Origin of the sequence: Pseudoalteromonas sp. B131b, from assembly GCF_037162545.1 — a bacterium.
GTDB classification, from domain to species: domain Bacteria; phylum Pseudomonadota; class Gammaproteobacteria; order Enterobacterales; family Alteromonadaceae; genus Pseudoalteromonas; species Pseudoalteromonas fuliginea.
Genome location: NZ_JARLUZ010000001.1, coordinates 2,706,885 through 2,725,553, shown reverse-complemented (window position 1 = coordinate 2,725,553; position 18,669 = coordinate 2,706,885). Strand labels below are relative to the sequence as shown.

The following is an 18,669-nucleotide window of genomic DNA, read 5'->3' as shown; positions in this document are numbered from 1 at the left end:
ACTTTTTAAAAGCACAATTAATCTGCAGGCTAAAACTTTAAAAGTTAAAACCTAATAAAATTAAATAAGGAAAATTAAGCGTGGTAGGTAGTTACGGCAGTGTAGAGTAAGTTAACATCTTTCCAGCCACTTAAGCGCGACTTTTTACTATTAGTTACAAGCGTATACCAAGGTTGTATACGGTTAACGGCTCTTGGTGGTAAGAATATATGCCTAACAAGATTTTGAGCAAAAAATTCAAAAACCACATCGTATTCTGGCTCATTTTGCACAGTGTGCAAAAACAAAGATGAATTATTGGCAGTTAATCTTGGTTGGTGCGCGTCAAAATCGGTTTGATGCGTTTTTTTATGTTGCGAAGTATCTACAGACTTACTAATAGGCTGTATTTTAGTTAAATCGGCAATATCAGTAGGCGAAACCTGCGTGCTAATATTTATATTTAAATTTTGTGAGGCGCCCATAGCATTGCTCTGCACACTAAAAAGTGCAGCAAGTAGCAAAAAGGCAGTTAAAAACACTCTAAATTTAAACATTCACGTTTTAAAACTAAAATAAGGGATGCGTAGTATATAAGGGCAAACATTTAAAATACAATGCTTATTAATTAAGTATTTAGTTTTAACAGAGATCGCTAATGCGCCCCAGACAAAGCACAGAAAAACGACCAGACGCCATGAATTTACGCCAAAGTGTAAAAACACTGTGGCCCTACCTTACAAAATTTAAAGGCCGTGTTTTTATTGCACTTATCGCGCTTATAGGCGCAAAAGGTGCCACGCTTTTAATGCCTTGGGCGCTTAAAGAAATAATAGACTCTGTAGATAAGTCGATTAACCCACTGTTAGTTATTCCTGCTTTATTGCTATTGATGTACGGTGGACTGCGTTTTGCTAGCGTATTTTTAGGTGAGGTAAGAGATGCTGTATTTTCTCGGGTAACCGAGCACGCCATGCGTGATATTGGTTTAAAAGTATTTAAGCATTTGCACTCACTTGAGCTGGCTTTTCATTTAGATAGGCAAACCGGTGGCATTAGCCGCGATATAGAACGCGGTACAAGCGGGTTAAGCTTTTTAATGCGTTTTTTAATGTTTAACATTGTGCCTACTTTATTTGAAATACTGACCGTTGCGATTATTTTTGGCACGTTGTTTTCTGTTTGGTTTGCGCTTATTACATTATTGGCAGTCGCTATTTATATTACCTTTACTGTGGTGGTTACTCAGTGGAGAAACCGCTTTATTCGCGAAGCAAACGCTGCCGACAACCAAAGTAATACCCGCGCTATAGACAGCCTACTTAACTATGAAACTGTAAAATATTTTAATAATGAACAGTTTGAAGCTAAAACGTACGACACCTTTTTAGCAAACTGGGAAAAAGCCCGTTTAAAAAATAGAATGTCGTTGCTCGCCCTCAACTCAGGCCAAGCACTTATTATTGCCTGTGCTATTACCGCGTTAATGTGGTTGGGCTCAACCGAAGTAGTTGCAGGAACTCTCTCTATTGGTGAACTTGTGATGATCAACGCGTATATGATTCAGCTATTTTTACCGCTTAACTTTTTAGGTTTTGTGTACCGCGAAATAAGGCGCGCACTAACCGACCTTGAAAACATGCTTGGACTACTTAACAAAAAACCACAAATAACCGATACACTTAATGCAAAAGAGCTCAATATTAGCCAAGGTGAAATAACATTTAATAATGTAAGTTTTAGTTACGATGCGCATCGCCCTATTCTTAATAACCTTAGTTTTAGTGTTAAAGCTGGCAGCAAAGTAGCCATTGTTGGTGCCAGTGGTGCAGGTAAAAGCTCATTGGCGCGACTGCTTTATCGTTTTTATGATGTAAGCACCGGTGAAATTAGCATTGATAATCAAGTAATAAACTCAGTAACACTTAATAGTTTACGAAAAGCCATTGCAATAGTCCCGCAAGACACCGTGTTGTTTAACACCACGATTCGTGAAAATATCGCTTACGGTAGACCAACAGCAAGCGATGCTGAAATTGACGACGCCATTGCAATGGCGCATTTAAAAGACTTTATAGGCACACTTGATAAAGGCGATAAAACATTGGTTGGCGAGCGTGGTTTAAAAGTATCCGGCGGCGAAAAACAGCGTATTGCTATTGCGCGCGCCATTTTGAAAAAGTCCCCTATTTTAATTTTTGATGAAGCAACATCTGCACTCGACTCTCATTCTGAGCAAGCAATACTTGCTGCAATGCGCGAAGTTGCCAGTAATCATACGAGTATTGTTATTGCTCATCGCCTTTCTACTATTACCGATGCAGACACCATTATTGTGCTCAAAGCCGGGCAAATTATTGAGCAAGGTAAGCACGATGAGTTACTTACTCTCGACGGAGAATATGCCCGTATGTGGGAGCTCCAGCATAAAAAATAAATAGTGTGTAACCCCTCTTAGCTCGGATACTTTTAAGTATTCGAGCTAAATAAAGCGTTTATAGCACCTATTAGCCTTTCTCTTTTCCTCTATCTTAGTTTTATCGAGCACTGTGGTAATTCACCTCAAAAGGTTTGTTTGTCTGATTAATATCAATAACAATCGATAAGTTAAATATTCGTAACAATAAAAATGATTCACTGCTGCTTTAATTCAATCAGTGATACTCAGGAGTAAGTAATGAAAAAGAGTTTAATTGCCGCAGCATTAGCTGCCACATTTATTACCGGTTGTTCAGAGCCGCAAACAACAAAAACAGAAGAGCAACAACTTAAAGTAGCCACTGCAGCAGTGACACAAAAAGCAGAGTTAGGTAATTTTGGTGTTGACCTAACAGCGCGTAACGAAGCTGTTAAACCAGGCGATGACTTTTTTATGTATGCCAGCGGCACATGGTATGACAACTACGTAATGCCTGCAGATAAAACCCGCTATGGTGCATTTTCAGGATTAGCTGAGCGAAGCGAAGACGATGTTAAAGCTATTATTGAAGAAATAGCCGCACGTAAAGATTTAAACGCAGAAGAAAAACTCGTTGCTGATTTTTACAATGCCTATATGGATACCGAAACACTTAATAAACGAGGTGTGGCGCCAATCAAGCCATTATTAAGTGAAATTAATGATATATCGTCAACTGACGATTTAGCTGAGATGTTTGGTAAGTCTTGGTTAACCGGTAATAAAGCCCCTTTTGGCGGCGGCATGTGGTTTAATCGCCTAGACCCTAATAAATATGAAATGTCACTAGGTGCTGGTGGTTTAGGTCTACCCGATCGTTCTTACTACCTTGAAGACGCTGAGCGTTTTGTAAAAACCCGTACAGCTTATGTTGCTCACATTGCTGATATGCTTGAGTTTGCAGGAGTAGAAAATACCGCTGAGCGCGCTCAAGCAATTGTTGATCTTGAAACCAAAATTGCACAAGGCCATTGGCCTCGTGAAAAGCGCCGTAATCGCGATTTAACGCTAAACCAAATTGAACGCGCCGATTTAAGCACTGCTTATCCTGGTTTTAACTGGGATTTATATTTTGCGCAAACAGGTTATAAAGTACCTCAGTTAAATGTCTCTCAACCTGAACCTATAAAAGCGATGATTGAGCTAATCAATCAAGAAGATATTGCAGTATGGAAAGACTACCTAACGTATCACGCTATTAGCGGTAACGCAGGTTTACTATCAGAAGACGTATTTAATACTAACTTTGCTTTTTTTGGTAAAGAACTAAACGGACAACAAGAGCCTCGCCCTCGTTGGAAACGTGCAATAAGTCAAATGTCAGGCACAAGTTCGCTTGGTTTTGCTATTGGTAAAATATACGTAGCACGTTACTTCCCTGAATCATCAAAACAACAAATGTCAGAGCTGGTTGAAAACCTTCGTACAGCCCTGGGTGAACGTATTGATAACCTAGAGTGGATGGGCGATGAAACTAAAGTAAATGCGCGCGCTAAACTGGCTGCATTTGTACCAAAAATTGGTTACCCCGATGTATGGCAGTCTTATGAAGGTTTAAGCATTACTAAAAATGATTTGATTGGTAATGTGAAAAACATGCGTGAGTTTTTCCACGCAGAAAGTGTTGAAAAAGAGCTACAAAAAACAGATCGTAACCGCTGGGGCATGACGCCACAACGCGTAAACGCTTACTACAATAGCTCGTTTAATGAAATTGTATTTCCGGCTGCGATACTACAGCCACCTTTTTTCGATCCAAATGCTGATCCGGCTGTAAACTATGGCGGCATTGGCGCTGTAATTGGTCACGAAATGGGTCATGGGTTTGACGACCAAGGTTCAAAATCAGACGAAAACGGTGTGCAACGTAACTGGTGGACTGATGCTGACCGCGCTGCATTTGACAAAAAAGCCGAACAACTGGCTGCGCAGTACAGTAAGTACGAGCCAATTGAAGGTAATTTTGTTAATGGTCGAAATAGCCTTGGCGAAAACATTGGTGATGTAGGTGGGTTATCAATGGCCTATCACGCGTACAAGCTGAGTTTAAATGGTAAAGAAGCGCCTGTTATTGACGGTGTTACTGGCGATCAACGTTTCTTCCTAGCGTGGGCACAAGTATGGAAAGAAAAACGTACTGAGCAAAGTATGCTTAACCAACTTCGTGGTGGCACACATGCTCCAGGTCGCTTTAGAGCACAGGCGCCACGTAACCACGATGCATGGTACAAAGCGTTTGATGTAAAACCAGGCGATGCGTTATACCTTCCTGAAGATGAACGTGTGCGTATTTGGTAAGTAACACTTACTTTTTATTACTTAGTAAGGCAACCTGTTATACAGGTTGCTTTTTTATTGAATTAAATTTACACATAATAGATATAATTCCAACGTCTAGAACCCTCGATGATCCCATTAATAAAATACACTTTAGATGGACTTTAAACGTTACCGTTTTAATCTGTTTTAATACTTACTAGCCCTTGAATGCATTTACCTTTAGAATACGCATTATAATTTTATTCTATTATTTACATATATTAAGGCGAAACGCAGATGGGAAGAGCTTACCAAAACAAAAAAGATTCAATGGCTAAGACTGCGGGTGCTAAAACTAAAGTTTATTCTAAGTACGGCAAAGAAATTTATATTTGTGCTAAAAACGGCGGTGTAGATCCAGATGGTAACTTATCATTACGTCGTTTAATTGAACGCGCTAAAAAAGACCAAGTACCAGCACACGTTATTGACCGCGCAATCGACAAAGCAAAAGGCGGCGGCGGTGAAGACTACGCAGCAACACGTTACGAAGGTTACGGCCCTGGTAACAGTATGATTATTGTTGACTGTTTAACAGACAACAACAAGCGTACCTTTGCTGATGTACGTGTTTGTTTTACCAAAGCAAATGCTAAAATTGGCGCTCAAAACTCTGTTTCACATTTATTTGATCACCTTGCTATTTTTGTATTTGACGGTGATGACGACGAAGCAGTACTTGAAGCTCTTATGATGGCTGATGTTGATGTAACTGACGTAGAAGTAGATGACGGTAAAGTTACTGTTTTTGCTCCTCATACAGAGTACAACAATACACGTACAGCGCTTGAAGAAATGGGCGTGACTGAATTTGACGAAGACCTAATTAGCTTTGTGCCACAAATTGAAACGCCGATTGAAGGCGAAGACGTTGAAGTTATGGAACGCTTTTTAGCCATGTTAGAAGATTGCGACGACGTACAAAACGTTTACCATAACGCGCAATTCTAAAGAGCGATTTAGTAAGTTAGAACGACTTTAAGCCAACAGCTATGTTGGCTTTTTCATTTTTAGAACATGGTATTAATATGAACTCCCTTAAAGAGCTTAAAAGTGGCAAACTTGTTGGTGCTACTCGCCTGCAATTGGTAGAAGAGCTAACGACATTTCCTGAAGAAATCTTTAGCTTAGCTGACACGCTTGAAGTTCTCGATTTATCAAATAATAACTTATCAACACTACCTGATGAATTTGCCTGTTTAACACATCTGAAGCGTGTGTTTTTATCGTTTAATCAGTTTAAGCATATTCCCAAAGTGCTCGCTAAATGCCCTGCTTTAATTATGGTCGCGTTTAAAGGTAACCAAATTTCTGAATTTGCTTTAAACAGCCTGCCAAAAAATATTGAGTGGCTAATACTCACCGATAATACGTTAAGCGAATTGCCTGAAGATTTTGGTAATTATACCCAGTTTAGAAAGCTTGCGCTTGCAGGCAATCAACTTAAGCAACTGCCAAGTAGCATGGCGCAGTGTAAAAACCTTGAGCTTGTTAGGCTCTCTGCTAATAACTTAACACACGTAGACGACTGGCTGTTTGAATTGCCTAAACTTGCTTGGCTTGCGTTTGCCGGTAACGATTTTAATAAAGCTCAGTGCCTTACAAAAAGCTGCTTAGAAAATAAGCCTCTTAACGATTACACACTTAGTGATGTTATTGGCCAAGGTGCATCGGGCGTTATTCATTTAGCACAAGCTATTGAAAGTGCTGTAGCGATTAAATTATTTAAAGGCGCAATTACCAGCGACGGCTATCCGCTTGATGAAGTAAATTGCTGCTTACAAGCAGGCGATCACGCTAATTTAATTAAAGTACTTGCCTACATTGAGCAAAGTGATCAGCTAGGTTTAGTAATGGAGCTAATAAATAAAAGCTTTGCTAATTTAGGCCTGCCTCCAAGCCTTGAAACCTGTACGCGTGATACATTTAATGATGATTGCCGTTACTCAACTCACGCTATTTTAAAAATTGCACAGCAAATGGTAAGTACCTTACATCACTTACATGTTCGTAAAGTAAGTCACGGCGACGTGTATGCGCATAACACCATGATAAACAAAGATGCTGATTTATTATTTGGTGATTTTGGTGCAGCCACAAACTTAGCCATGTTAAGTGATTATCAACAAAAGCAAATCGAGTTAATTGAAGTACGTGCATTAGGGTGTTTAATTGAAGACTTATTAGGCACGGTAACTGGCGATGATAGACATAGTGAGCTCTTTATTAAAATGTCCGATATGGCAAAATGTGCCATGCAACCTACACTAAATCAAAGACCTACATTTACTGAGTTATTAGCAGAGCTAAAATAAATTTAATATTAATAATATAAGCGAGCAAAATGTAACACCTTGCTCGCTTTTATTTTATGTTTATTCGGATTTTCCGAACTTATTTAGCGCGCTTAAACGGGTAAACCTGTTGTTTAAGCATACCTACGGGCATGTAATCCCCGACTACACCATACGCTTGTGGCCACTCTTTTTGGCCTTTAACAGCAGTACCGAACACGTAGTCTAAAAACGAAAAATGCGCAGCGTAATTGCGGTCAATCGCGGCTTTATCTGACGCATGATGCCAATGATGAAACTGCGGTGTAACCATAAAATATTTTAGCCAGCCAAATTTCACACGTACATTTGCATGGTTAAACACAGCCTGCAAACCCACAATTATTACGTACAAACTAATTATTTGCTGTGAAAAACCAAGCACAAATATAGGCGTGAGCACTAAGCTGCGCGTTACGAGTATTTCAAGAATATGCTGGCGAGAGCCCGCTAACCAATCCATTTCTTTAGCACTGTGATGTACGCCATGAAAGCGCCATAATAAAGGGACTTCGTGATAGGCACGATGCACCCAATACTGCATTAAATCTGCCACAAGTATTATTAAAAACAACTGCACTATAAAGGGTGTTTGCTCTATATAACCTTGTACTGTAGATGATACAGCCCAGCCAAAGCCATAATGCACAAAGTGGTTAGTAACGAGTAATACAAAACCAATAATTAAATGATTTACAAAAAAATGGTTTAAATCGCCCCGCCATTCACTACGTAATATTTTTTGATCTTTACGATGAGGTAATAACTTTTCAATCACAATAAATATAAGTGTTGAGCCGAGTAAATCTAAAATAAACCAATCAAGCCCTATATAAGGTGTATCAGAAGCAAATTCGTTTACTTCAACGTTTGGTCCGCCAAACATAATAGCGAGTAAAATAAAAAACCACGCTGTAGCCCCTAAACGCTTATTGGTATTACGTGCAAAGTTAAGTAATCCTAGACTGCCCGAGACCAATAATGATGCAAACATAAGCTGACGTAAAAAGTCGACGCTGTAGCTTTTTCTCAGCTCTGGTGTGGTTAAGTATTCAGGGAAGTGAAACGCTAATACGCCTAAGCAACTCAGTATTGCTAAAAAGCAGGCTATGTAGCCACTTATGTTGCCCTCACCTATCTGAAGATGATTTGTGCGAAATACTTTTCGCGATAAAGCTCTGATCATTTTTATTATTCCTTGCGTCGTTGAGTTGATTAAATACAACGAAATTCCATTGATTTACACACCCACATATTAACAAAATTTAGGGTATAAAAAATACAAATAGTTCCCTGCTAATTTTGAATTGCAAATATACAGATAAACCAAACGCAAAAAAGCCACGCAATGCGTGGCTTGGTTGGATAAAGCTAAACTTTTACAAGGTCAATTATAAGTACTGACCTAATGCTTTAACTTGGTCTAACATGCGGTTTGAGAAACCCCACTCGTTGTCGTACCAAGCCATTACTTTAACTAGTTTGCCATTGGCTTTAGTTTGCGTTGCATCAAAGATAGACGACGCTGGGTTATGGTTAAAGTCGATAGAAACAAGCGGAAGCTCGTTATATTCTAAAATACTCTTCATTGAACCCGTTGATGCTTCTTTCATGATTGCATTGATTTCTTCTGTAGTCGTATCACGCTTAGTAATAAACGTAAAATCAACTAAAGAAACATTGATTGTAGGTACACGTACCGACATACCGTCTAATTTACCAGCAAGTTCTGGTAATACTAAACCAACAGCTGCCGCAGCACCTGTTTTAGTTGGGATCATAGATTGAGTTGCACTACGCGCACGGTATAAATCTGGGTGGTAAACGTCAGATAAGTTTTGATCGTTGGTGTAAGCGTGAATAGTTGTCATGCTACCTTGTTCAATACCTACAGTGTCGTTAATTGCCTTTGCAATTGGCGCTAAACAGTTAGTAGTACAAGAAGCGTTAGAAATGATATTGCTATCAGCATTAATTACGTCGCTGTTTACACCATGTACTACTGTTGCATCTAAACCAGTACCTGGAGCAGATACGATTACTTTTTTAGCGCCTGCAGTAATGTGCTTAGCAGCGTCATCACGTTTAGTGAAAAAACCAGTACATTCTAAAACGATATCTACGTTTAGCTCTTTCCACGGTAAGTTTGCAGGATCACGCTCTTGCGTTAACGTAATTACGTCATCACCAATTAGCATAGTGTTGTTTTCAAGTGTTACTTTTTTAGAAAAAATACCATGAACTGAGTCATACTGCGTTAAATGTGCATTTACGTTAGCTGGTGCTAAATCGTTAATTGCGACAATTTTAATTTCGTTGTTTTGAGCTGACTCGTAAAGTGCACGTAATACATTGCGACCGATACGGCCATAACCGTTAATTGCTACATTAATCATTTTAGACTCCTATTTAAGTTCACTTGCTTGGCGAGCAAGCGCTTCAATTGCTTGCCAGTCTTTATTTTCAATTAGTTGTTTATCTAGCATCCAAGTACCACCAACACAAATAACGTTGTTAAGCGCTAAATAATTAGGTGCAGTTGCTAGGCTAATGCCGCCAGTTGGGCAAAAAGTAATATGTGGTAATGGGCCACCGATTGATTTAAGCATTGCTGTTCCGCCCGCGGCTTCTGCAGGGAAGAATTTTAAAAACTTAAAACCATGCGACGCAAGCTGCATAACTTCACTCGCCGTTGCAGCGCCTGGTAAAAATGGTATATCTGACTCTTTTGCTAAAGCAATCAGCTCATCGCTAACACCTGGGCTCACCATAAAATCAGCACCCGCAGCCACTGAAAGCTCAAAGCTTGCTTTATCTACAACTGTTCCAGTGCCAACATATGCTTCTGGTACTTCCGCTTTCATTAGCTTTACAGCTTCTGCGGCAATTGGTGTACGTAGTGTAATTTCTAAGGCTTTTAAACCGCCGTTATATAACGCTCTAGCAAGTGGTGCAGCATCTTCTAATTTTTCGATTACAACCACTGGCACCACTGGTGCCGATGCTAAGATTTTTTCAATACTCATTACTTGTTCCTCATTACCCAGTATGGCTAATTTTTATTCAAGTCCAAAAGCACTCGCCCCTAAATCGGCACTGCTTACGATATTTCTAAACCCTGTAAATAATTCACGACCCGTACCAAATGTTGCACTTGGTTGGCTAAGTTCTAGTTCACGTTTTGCAAGTTCTTCATCGCTAACATGTACTTTCAAAATTCCGTTTGGCGCATCAAGCGTCACTAAGTCACCTTCTCGAATTTTAGCTATAATACCGCCCTCAACAGCCTCTGGCGCTAAGTGAATAGCTGCAGGTACTTTACCTGATGCACCCGACATACGGCCGTCAGTAACAATGGCGACTTTAAAGCCTTCATCTTGAAGCGTTGCCATTACTGGCGTTAGCTTATGTAGCTCTGGCATGCCTTTCGCTTTAGGGCCTTGCTCTTTTAGCACAGCAATAAAGTCTTGGTTTAATTCGCCACGCGTGTATGCATCTTGCAGAGCACTTTGTGAGCTAAATACTTTCGCAGGAGCAGTAACAATCTGATGTTCTTCAGCAACCGCTGACACTTTGATAACAGCTTTACCTAAGTTACCCGTTAGAAGTTGCAGACCACCTTGCTTACTAAATGGGTTGCTCACTGGGCGAAGTACTTCTTCATCGTGTGAGTTTGCTGGGCAATCTACCCATTTAACTTTAGTTGGGCCGGTTGAGTTACTCATGATCAAGCTATCGTCTTTATCTAAACGAGGCTCTGTCATGTAAGGTGCTAAACCATCGCCTAGCATTGTTTTAACGTCTGTGTGTAAGTAACCAGCGCTTGCTAGCTCTCGCATTAAGAAACCCATCCCGCCAGCTGCTTGGAAGTGGTTTACATCAGCTGAGCCGTTAGGATAAATACGTGTAAGCAGTGGTACAACTTCTGATAAATCAGACATATCTTTCCACGTAACCTGAATGCCGGCAGCTTTTGCTATCGCAACAATATGGATTGCATGGTTAGTAGAGCCACCTGTAGAAAGCAGGCCCACTAAACCGTTTATAATCGTTTTTTCACTGATCACATCAGCTAAACACGGACTTTCTTTATCATCGGTAAGCTGCTTAAGCATGGTTTCTACAGCATTACCAGTAAGGCCATCGCGAAGCTCAGTGTAAGGATTAATAAACGAACTACCCGGAAGGTGCAACCCCATTATTTCCATTAACATTTGGTTTGAGTTTGCAGTACCGTAGAACGTACACGTACCTGCACTGTGATAAGACTTACTTTCAGCTTCAAGTAAGTCTTCGCGACTCACTAAACCTTGTGCAAATTTTTGACGAATACGTGCTTTTTCTTTGTTAGGAATACCTGATTGCATTGGACCTGCTGGTAAAAAGAACACAGGTAAATGACCAAACGACAATGCACCAATTAATAAACCAGGAACAATTTTGTCACAAACGCCTAAACAAAAAACGCCATCAAACACATCGTGCGAAAGCGATATTGCTGTAGACATAGCGATTACGTCACGAGAAAATAACGAAAGCTCCATGCCGTCACGCCCTTGCGTAACACCATCACACATTGCAGGAACGCCACCAGCAACTTGAGCTGTAGCATCGTATTTTGTTGCAATGTCTTTAATTAAATCTGGGTAGTCTTTGTATGGCACATGAGCCGATAACATATCATTATATGAGTTAATAATAGCAAGATTTGGCTGCTCATCAGCCTTTAAGCGGGCTTTGTCATCACTGCTACATGCAGCCATAACATGCGCAATATTACCGCAACCTAATCCAGCACGAACTCTTGTTTGTTTTTTTGCGTGCGAAATACGATCTAAATAGGCTTGACGGGTATTTTTACTGCGTTCGATAACGCGCTGGGTAACTTCTTGAATACGAGGGTGCAACATAATTTAACTCATCTCTATTAGTTAGAGGATAAAGGCTCAGTAGCAATTACAGACTCCACGTAAATAACTGTACTGAGCATCTTTGATTTACCCGTTCAAAGGTACGCTACCAGGGAGCCTCTCACAACAACCCTGACACCGGTGTCACTGTATTAACGCATGACCATGACACCGGTGTCAACCCTGAGTAATAAAAATAGACTAACTTTTTAACATGACCGATTAATGAACATTATAATTTTTAGGTATAAGCGGCTTTTTAGCAAGTTTATAAAAATAAAAAAGCCCAAATATGCGTCACTCATATTCGGGCTACTGTGAAAAAGAATTTAGACTATTTTTTAACTTGAGCTGTTGATTCACGTGTGATCAAACGAGATTCAAGAATTACCTGAAATGGTTCATCTTGAGGCTGTGCTATATGAGAAATAAGTTGAGTAACAGCCTGCTTAGTCATTTCCTCAACAGGTTGTGCAATTGTTGTTAATCCTGGCCAGATATGGCGTGCAATCGGTGCATTATCAAACCCTGCTATTGAAATATCATCAGGCACTCTTAATTGACGCTGAGTTGCTAATTTAAGTACTGCTGCAGCCATGTAATCGTTTGAAGCAAATACAGCGGTTGGCCTTGGTGACAAATCTAAAATACTACGCGCGCTATCCACACCAGAGTGATAACTAAAGTTACCCTCCTCTACTAGGCGTTCGTTAAATTCTATACCATGGCTGGCAAGCGAACGTCTATAACCTTTAAATCGTTGTTGCGTAGCACTATGATCTGGATGCCCCTTGATAAAAGCAATTGACTTATGACCAAGGCTTATCAAATGTTCTGTTACTTCAAATGCACCTTGCTCATCATTACTGCGCACAGAGATTGAATCATCTTCTAATATTGCTGATGCCACTCTGGCATAAGGAATTTTTTTGATTTTAAAAAATTAACCAACTCAGCAAAATCACCAAATGGTGGCGTCAGAACAATTCCATCTAACCGTGATGTTTGTAATAATTGCTCAATATTGTTGATAAGAGCTTCACCTCTAAATTCACAAGGGTGAATTAAAAGGTTGTAATTATTCTCTTGGCAAGCAGCTAGCGCACCTGTTTGCACTCGCGTAATGTAACTTTTACTTGGGTTATCGTAGAGGCAACCAATGATAAAACTGCGATTTTGAGCAAGCCCACGTGCTATTGGGTTTGGGGTATAATCAAGCTCTTTGAATACTGCAAGCACCTTTTCACGCGTAGCCACACTAACATTAGGTTCGTTATTTAAAACGCGTGATACCGTTTTTTTAGAAACACCAGCATGGCTTGCTACGCTGTTGATTGTTACTTTTTTCATCACTCTATTTTCCAAATGCAAACAAGGAAACGACCTTATTTACTGTTGTGCAAACATGCTGCGGCACCAATTAACGGGATGTTATCTTGCGTTACAAGCGTAACGGGAATTTGCCCTGTATATTGCGACATAATACCCTTTTGCGAAAAACGTTCAACAAAACGACTTTCAAGTAAGCGAGATTGCATGCGAGGCAAAATACCACCACCAATAAACAAACCACCTAATGCGCCATAAGCCAATGCTAAATCACCTGCCACGCTGCCTATCCAATCACAAAATTGATTGAGAGTTGCATCGCACACTTCACACTCACCACTATTAGCTAAGCTACTAATTTGCGCCGCATCAAGGTTTTTTGCAGTAACACCTTTAACTGCAGCCATTGCTTTGTATAAATGTGTAATGCCTGGACCAGAGAATACGGTTTCTACAGATACATGCTGATGCTCTTTTCTGAGTTCTGTAATTAGTGCGGTATCTAATTCGTTAACCGCCGCAAGCGATATATGACCACCTTCAGAACTTAATACTGACGTAGAGTGAGCTGTTCTTACTAAACACGCAGCACCAAAGCCAGTACCGGGCCCCATTACACCAATATTTGCATTTTCATCAGCTTGCCCTGATTTCACAGTCACATTTTGCAGAGGATCTAAATAAGGCGACGCATACGCAAAAGCAGCAAAATCGTTAATAACATCTAATTTTTCTAAATTAAAATGTTGTTTAAATTCGTTAACACTAAAATGCCAGCCTAAATTAGTTAAATGCACTTGCCCTGCTTTTATAGGGCCTGCAACTGCTAAACATGCGCGTTTAGGTTTAATATGAGAGATGGTTGATAAGTAACGCTCTAATGCATTTTCAAGCGAACCAAAATCAGCACTGGGAAATGTGTTGTTATGCTCTATAATAAATTGGTTTTTGCCTCGTCAAAAGCTGTAATTAGAGCAAAACGAGCATTGGTGCCGCCGACATCAGCAACTAGGATAGGATCAAATTTGGTAGAAGAGTGTAAGCTCATGGTGTTATCTCTTTTGTTTAAGCGATTAATGCTTATTATTCTACAACGGTAAACCATTGGTATTTATTTACTTTAGGCTATCACCCTAAAGCAGCTATCACAGTAAAAATGCTGCCTATAAGAATATAGACAGCCAATACGTTTTGACAACAAAATGATAAAACGCCCACATTATGACACCGGTGTCATGGTCAAATCAATAAATAAATGCCTTTAACCATAAAAAGCTTGAAAAAATCCATTAATAAACGAGAATGGCACAATTATTTATTACTTTAATTAAGTTGTAACAATGAAAGGTAAAGCTACTTCATTCGACATTGCCCACTATGCTGGAGTGTCTCAATCAACCGTTTCTCGTGCTTTACGTAATAGCCCTCTGGTTAATGAAGAAACACGCAAACGTGTTCACGATGTAGCCAAACAACTTAACTACAAAGTAGATAAAAATGCCAGTAATCTTCGCACGCAACAAAGTAGTACACTCGCGTTGTTATTATTTGAAGACCCAACCTCAGATGACTCACAAATTAATCCATTTTTTTGGCTATGCTAGGTAGCATAACTCGCGCGTGCGCTAAAGAAGGCTATGACTTATTAGTTTCATTTCAATCTGCTAGTGCTGATTGGCAAGCTGACTACGAAGATAGCCACAGAGCTGATGGCATCATTTTATTAGGTTATGGTGATTACATCGACTTTCAACCAAAGTTTAAAAGCCTACTTGAACAAAATACTAAATTTGTATGTTGGGGAGCAACGGTTGATAACCGCCCTGATCTAACCGTATGCTGTGATAACTATGGTGGAGGTAAGCAAGCTGCAGCCCATTTTATTGCACATAATCGTAGCGATTGTGCGTTTATAGGTGATGCTTCAGATCATAGTCCAGAATTTTTTGCACGCTTTCAAGGCTTCAAAGATGAGCTACTTGCTAATAAAGTAACAATAAACGAAAGAAAGATGGCCAACGCTATATCTACAGAAGAATCTGGATATCACGCCACCCGCTCCCTTATTGCTAATAATATAAAGTTTAACGCCTTATTCGCTGCAAGCGATTTAATCGCCATTGGCGCAATACGAGCGCTTAAAGAAGCAAATATCAAGGTACCTAAAGACGTAGCTGTTGTCGGCTTTGATAACATTGCTATTGCGAGCTATGTAAACCCACCACTTACGACCATAGAGCAAAATACGACGGTTGCAGGACAAATGCTAGTTGAAAATTTATTAAAACTCATACGCGGGGAAGAAGTGCAAAGCACTTTATTACCGCCGCTATTAATTGCCAGAGGCTCAAGTTAATTTAATTGTAAACTTTAGGGCTCATTTTTTACAAATAACTTATTAAATAACATTCCACATTGTTTAAGCCCATCATCCGTTAATACGATAGATTTAGCTTTACCAATAGGGTTACAGATTAAACCTTTTTCAAACAACCGGTTGGTTACTTCCCAATCAACTTGCTTCCAAGCTCGATTGTGCTCATGTAATGTGAGATACATCAACGCTAATGCAGCTTCATCTATTTTATTTTCATCAATATTCATTACTAACTCCCAATCATTAGAACTCTTGAATTCAAGTTTTAAATTATTTACCTATCCAATAAAACCTTTGTAGCGAGGCTTTATTCATTAAACCCTTTTATTTTTATAACCAGGACGTGCAGTTCTGCTTTTTCATCACTTCGTCTATCTGCTACTGGTTTAGCTTCATTCTTGAACCAGAGAATGAAGAAGATAAAATAATTGAGCAATATAATTGCCACTGAAACCATTATTTCTAATTCAAACTCTGTGATAATAAGTAACCAGAGTTATTAAGTAATCGACTTTTTAGTTCTTTGCTGTAAGTACGGCTTACTTTCATAGATTTATCATTTTTTAAAATAGCATTGTACTCACTATTTCGCAGAGGTTCTAAACGCTTTACATGCTTCAGATTTACGATAGCTGATTTATGTATGCGTACAAAATCAGCTGGGAGTGTATCTTTTTCGAGACTTTTCATTCGAGCGCGCATCACAAATGTTTCTTGTTGAGTATGTACACACATATAATCACCTGCTGCATCTATACATAAAATATCGTTGTAAGGTACAAGTTGTATAGGGTTTCGACCATCTTGTATAATTAAGTTATCAGCCTCAACTAACGTTTCAATTTTTGTTGAGTTGGTGAGTTTTGGTTGCTGCGCGTTTAAATAACTTTCGCGCATTTCAAGTAATTGCTGCTTGTTAACCACACTGCTTAAACGTTCACTTGCGCGCTCAATAGCTTCATCTAAGCGCTGCAATTTAACAGGCTTGAGCAAATAATCTACCGCCTTAACTTCAAAAGCTTGCACTGCATGCTGATGAAAAGCTGTAACAAAAATAACAGCAGGGCAATAATTCCCAATAAAGTATTTAACTAACTCAAAGCCTGATTTTTCAGGCATTTCTATATCTAAAAAAATAAGGTTTGGTTGGGTTTTATTTATAATACTTACGGCGTCATCTACACTATTAGCATGACCAATAACATCTATTTGAGGAAAGCTTTCAAGCCTTATCATCAACCCTTCTATAGCACTGTACTCATCATCAACTATCAGTGTTTTTAGCTGCATGCATATTCTCCTGTGTACGCTCAAGTGGAATTGCCATATTAACCCACGCTCCGCCCAGTTCGTTGTTACCTGTTTTAAATTTATTATTTTGAGGATAAATTAAGCTTAATCGTTGTTCACAATTTTTTAAGCCTATTCCTCTTTGAGAATTAGTATTTGTGTTAAAACCTTTGCCTGTATCTAAAACAGAAATAGACAACGTATTATTCTTTTGCTCTATTCTTAGCGTTATTGTTATGTTTTGAGCTTGATCCATTCCATGCTTTAATGCGTTTTCAACTAAAGGCTGAATAAGCATAGAAGGAATTAAAAAGTCATCGCAGTGTGACTCAGTAATAATGTTTACATTCAGCTTATTACCAAAACGGCATTGCTCTATATCAAGATAGGTATTTAATATTTGTACTTCTTCGTGCACTGTTATTTTAGCAAGCGGATCGGTGTACAAACTATACCGTAATAAATCACATAGTTTTTCAAGCATATCAACTGCATGCATATTATCTTTTTTTAGTATTAACGTACAAATTGCGTTAATGCTATTAAACATAAAATGAGGATTTAACTGATAACGCAGCATTTTAAGCTGTGCTTCGTTTGCTAAGTTAAGAGCAACAGCAGCTTTTTGTTTTTGCGCTTGGTTATCAAGGTAAGATGTAATACCAAAATAAGCCCCCGTCCATGTTGCTAACATAGTAAGTGACGCCGTACTCCAGGTGCCAAAGTCAAACCAACTCATCGCTGACCACCAATGGCCATAAAACCACTGCAAAGCAGCCCATTTAAAAGCGGTCCACACTATACTTGCAATCAACAGCGCTGAAACATGCAGTGGAATACTTATGTTTGCCGATTTTGTTCTTGCGAACAAATAACACTTCCTTAAACCAAGCGTTATGAAAAGCCCGCATAAGGTGTCGAGTAACAAATGCGGAATATGAATTTGCCAAGGCTCGTTACTAGGTAGCTTTATCATTATTTCAGTTAAAAGCGCATAAATCCCCCAACCACTCAACTGAAAAGCCCAAAATAAATAACGCCGAGATTCTAATTTCACATCTATCCTAATAAAATGAAAACAGGTATTAAACCCGATTAAAGTTTATAAATCATTACAGCCTATAATAAGGCTATTACTCTGTGTCGCTTTCACTAACGCAACATTCGCAATTGCTAAATTGAGTGGATGCTGAGCATTAATACTAAGTATTTCAGTGACTTCGTTCATCTTTGTTTGCGCTGCACTACATCCCAACTTTATAGCGACAGTTTGCCAGCCTTTATTTTTTAACTGGGTAAGTTGAGTCATTAGACTTATTTTAGTCAAACATACTTGTTCCCCACACATTGCGCGAAGCTCAACAACATCCGATTGCACATCATCAACACGTATATCAAATTGTATGAACTGTTTATCAACGTCTTTAAACTCTGTCGTTGCTTGTTCAAAACGTAAACTCACTATGGCAATCTCTTGTGTATTATTCCAAACAAACTGTCTGCCATCTTCTTGATACGCTAAGTTAACCGATTGCATAGAAATACTTTTGCCGTCGGCGCTCATGGCTGATGAGCTTTTAGTCATCATGTTGGTTTGAGTTTGGTCTGATAACGCCCAGCGAACGTTAGGTGCTAAGTTTCTAACAAAAAATGAGGTGCCTTGGCTGTCACTTT

Annotated in this window: 13 protein-coding genes and 3 pseudogenes; 5 read left to right on the top strand and 11 right to left on the bottom strand. The window is 39.3% G+C overall.

What is annotated here, in order from left to right; genetic code table 11:
• Window positions 1-74: 74 nt before the first annotated feature.
• Window positions 75-536, bottom strand: a complete 462-nt coding sequence (locus P4S65_RS12615) for a hypothetical protein (RefSeq protein WP_096792981.1) — start codon at window positions 534-536, stop codon at window positions 75-77.
• Window positions 537-637: 101 nt separating this feature from the next.
• On the opposite strand from P4S65_RS12615, the gene P4S65_RS12610 reads away from it, so the two are divergent.
• The 4 genes from P4S65_RS12610 to P4S65_RS12595 all read left to right on the top strand — a co-directional run bounded on the left by P4S65_RS12610 (window position 638) and on the right by P4S65_RS12595 (window position 7,071).
• The gene (locus P4S65_RS12610) at window positions 638-2,416 is read left to right on the top strand and encodes an ABCB family ABC transporter ATP-binding protein/permease (protein WP_337120286.1); all 1,779 of its coding nucleotides are present in this window, start codon (window positions 638-640) and stop codon (window positions 2,414-2,416) included.
• A gap of 240 nt (window positions 2,417-2,656) precedes the next feature.
• Window positions 2,657-4,735 (top strand): M13 family metallopeptidase, encoded by a 2,079-nt coding sequence (locus P4S65_RS12605; RefSeq protein WP_337120285.1) that lies wholly within the window; start codon window positions 2,657-2,659, stop codon window positions 4,733-4,735.
• Between the two features lie 258 nt (window positions 4,736-4,993).
• On the top strand, window positions 4,994-5,707 hold the full coding sequence (locus P4S65_RS12600) for a YebC/PmpR family DNA-binding transcriptional regulator (protein WP_008134050.1): 714 nt from the start codon (window positions 4,994-4,996) through the stop codon (window positions 5,705-5,707).
• Between the two features lie 41 nt (window positions 5,708-5,748).
• Window positions 5,749-7,071 (top strand): leucine-rich repeat-containing protein kinase family protein, encoded by a 1,323-nt coding sequence (locus tag P4S65_RS12595; RefSeq protein ID WP_337120284.1) that lies wholly within the window; start codon window positions 5,749-5,751, stop codon window positions 7,069-7,071.
• 79 nt (window positions 7,072-7,150) lie between these two features.
• On the opposite strand, the gene P4S65_RS12590 is transcribed toward P4S65_RS12595, so the two are convergent.
• From P4S65_RS12590 to glk, 6 genes and pseudogenes are all read right to left on the bottom strand, one after another.
• Window positions 7,151-8,275 carry a sterol desaturase family protein gene (locus P4S65_RS12590; RefSeq protein ID WP_337120283.1) on the bottom strand — a complete coding sequence of 375 codons (1,125 nt, stop codon included), beginning with the start codon at window positions 8,273-8,275 and terminating at the stop codon, window positions 7,151-7,153.
• Window positions 8,276-8,480: 205 nt separating this feature from the next.
• Window positions 8,481-9,485 (bottom strand): type I glyceraldehyde-3-phosphate dehydrogenase, encoded by a 1,005-nt coding sequence (gap, locus tag P4S65_RS12585; RefSeq protein WP_007375359.1) that lies wholly within the window; start codon window positions 9,483-9,485, stop codon window positions 8,481-8,483.
• Between the two features lie 9 nt (window positions 9,486-9,494).
• The gene (gene eda / locus P4S65_RS12580; protein WP_337120282.1) at window positions 9,495-10,115 is read right to left on the bottom strand and encodes a bifunctional 4-hydroxy-2-oxoglutarate aldolase/2-dehydro-3-deoxy-phosphogluconate aldolase; all 621 of its coding nucleotides are present in this window, start codon (window positions 10,113-10,115) and stop codon (window positions 9,495-9,497) included.
• 33 nt (window positions 10,116-10,148) lie between these two features.
• Window positions 10,149-11,999, bottom strand: a complete 1,851-nt coding sequence (gene edd, locus P4S65_RS12575; protein WP_337120281.1) for a phosphogluconate dehydratase — start codon at window positions 11,997-11,999, stop codon at window positions 10,149-10,151.
• A gap of 334 nt (window positions 12,000-12,333) precedes the next feature.
• Window positions 12,334-13,349 (bottom strand): annotated as a pseudogene (locus P4S65_RS12570) (LacI family DNA-binding transcriptional regulator).
• Window positions 13,350-13,384: 35 nt separating this feature from the next.
• Window positions 13,385-14,376: pseudogene (gene glk, locus P4S65_RS12565) on the bottom strand (glucokinase).
• A 292-nt stretch (window positions 14,377-14,668) separates the two neighbouring features.
• On the opposite strand from glk, the pseudogene P4S65_RS12560 reads away from it, so the two are divergent.
• Window positions 14,669-15,684 (top strand): annotated as a pseudogene (locus P4S65_RS12560) (LacI family DNA-binding transcriptional regulator).
• A 14-nt stretch (window positions 15,685-15,698) separates the two neighbouring features.
• On the opposite strand, the gene P4S65_RS12555 reads toward P4S65_RS12560, so the two are convergent.
• The 4 genes from P4S65_RS12555 to P4S65_RS12540 form a co-directional block, all read right to left on the bottom strand.
• Window positions 15,699-15,932, bottom strand: a complete 234-nt coding sequence (locus tag P4S65_RS12555; protein ID WP_337120280.1) for a DUF6429 family protein — start codon at window positions 15,930-15,932, stop codon at window positions 15,699-15,701.
• A gap of 235 nt (window positions 15,933-16,167) precedes the next feature.
• Window positions 16,168-16,995 (bottom strand): LytR/AlgR family response regulator transcription factor, encoded by an 828-nt coding sequence (locus P4S65_RS12550; RefSeq protein ID WP_337120279.1) that lies wholly within the window; start codon window positions 16,993-16,995, stop codon window positions 16,168-16,170.
• Window positions 16,970-18,052, bottom strand: coding sequence for a sensor histidine kinase (locus tag P4S65_RS12545; protein WP_007375367.1), 1,083 nt, complete (start codon window positions 18,050-18,052; stop codon window positions 16,970-16,972). The genes P4S65_RS12550 and P4S65_RS12545 overlap by 26 nt, the downstream gene beginning before the upstream one ends.
• Before the next feature lie 45 nt (window positions 18,053-18,097).
• Window positions 18,098-18,559: a putative glycoside hydrolase gene (locus P4S65_RS12540; RefSeq protein WP_337120755.1), complete on the bottom strand. Its 462-nt coding sequence runs from the start codon at window positions 18,557-18,559 to the stop codon at window positions 18,098-18,100.
• Between the last annotated feature and the right edge of the window lie 110 nt (window positions 18,560-18,669).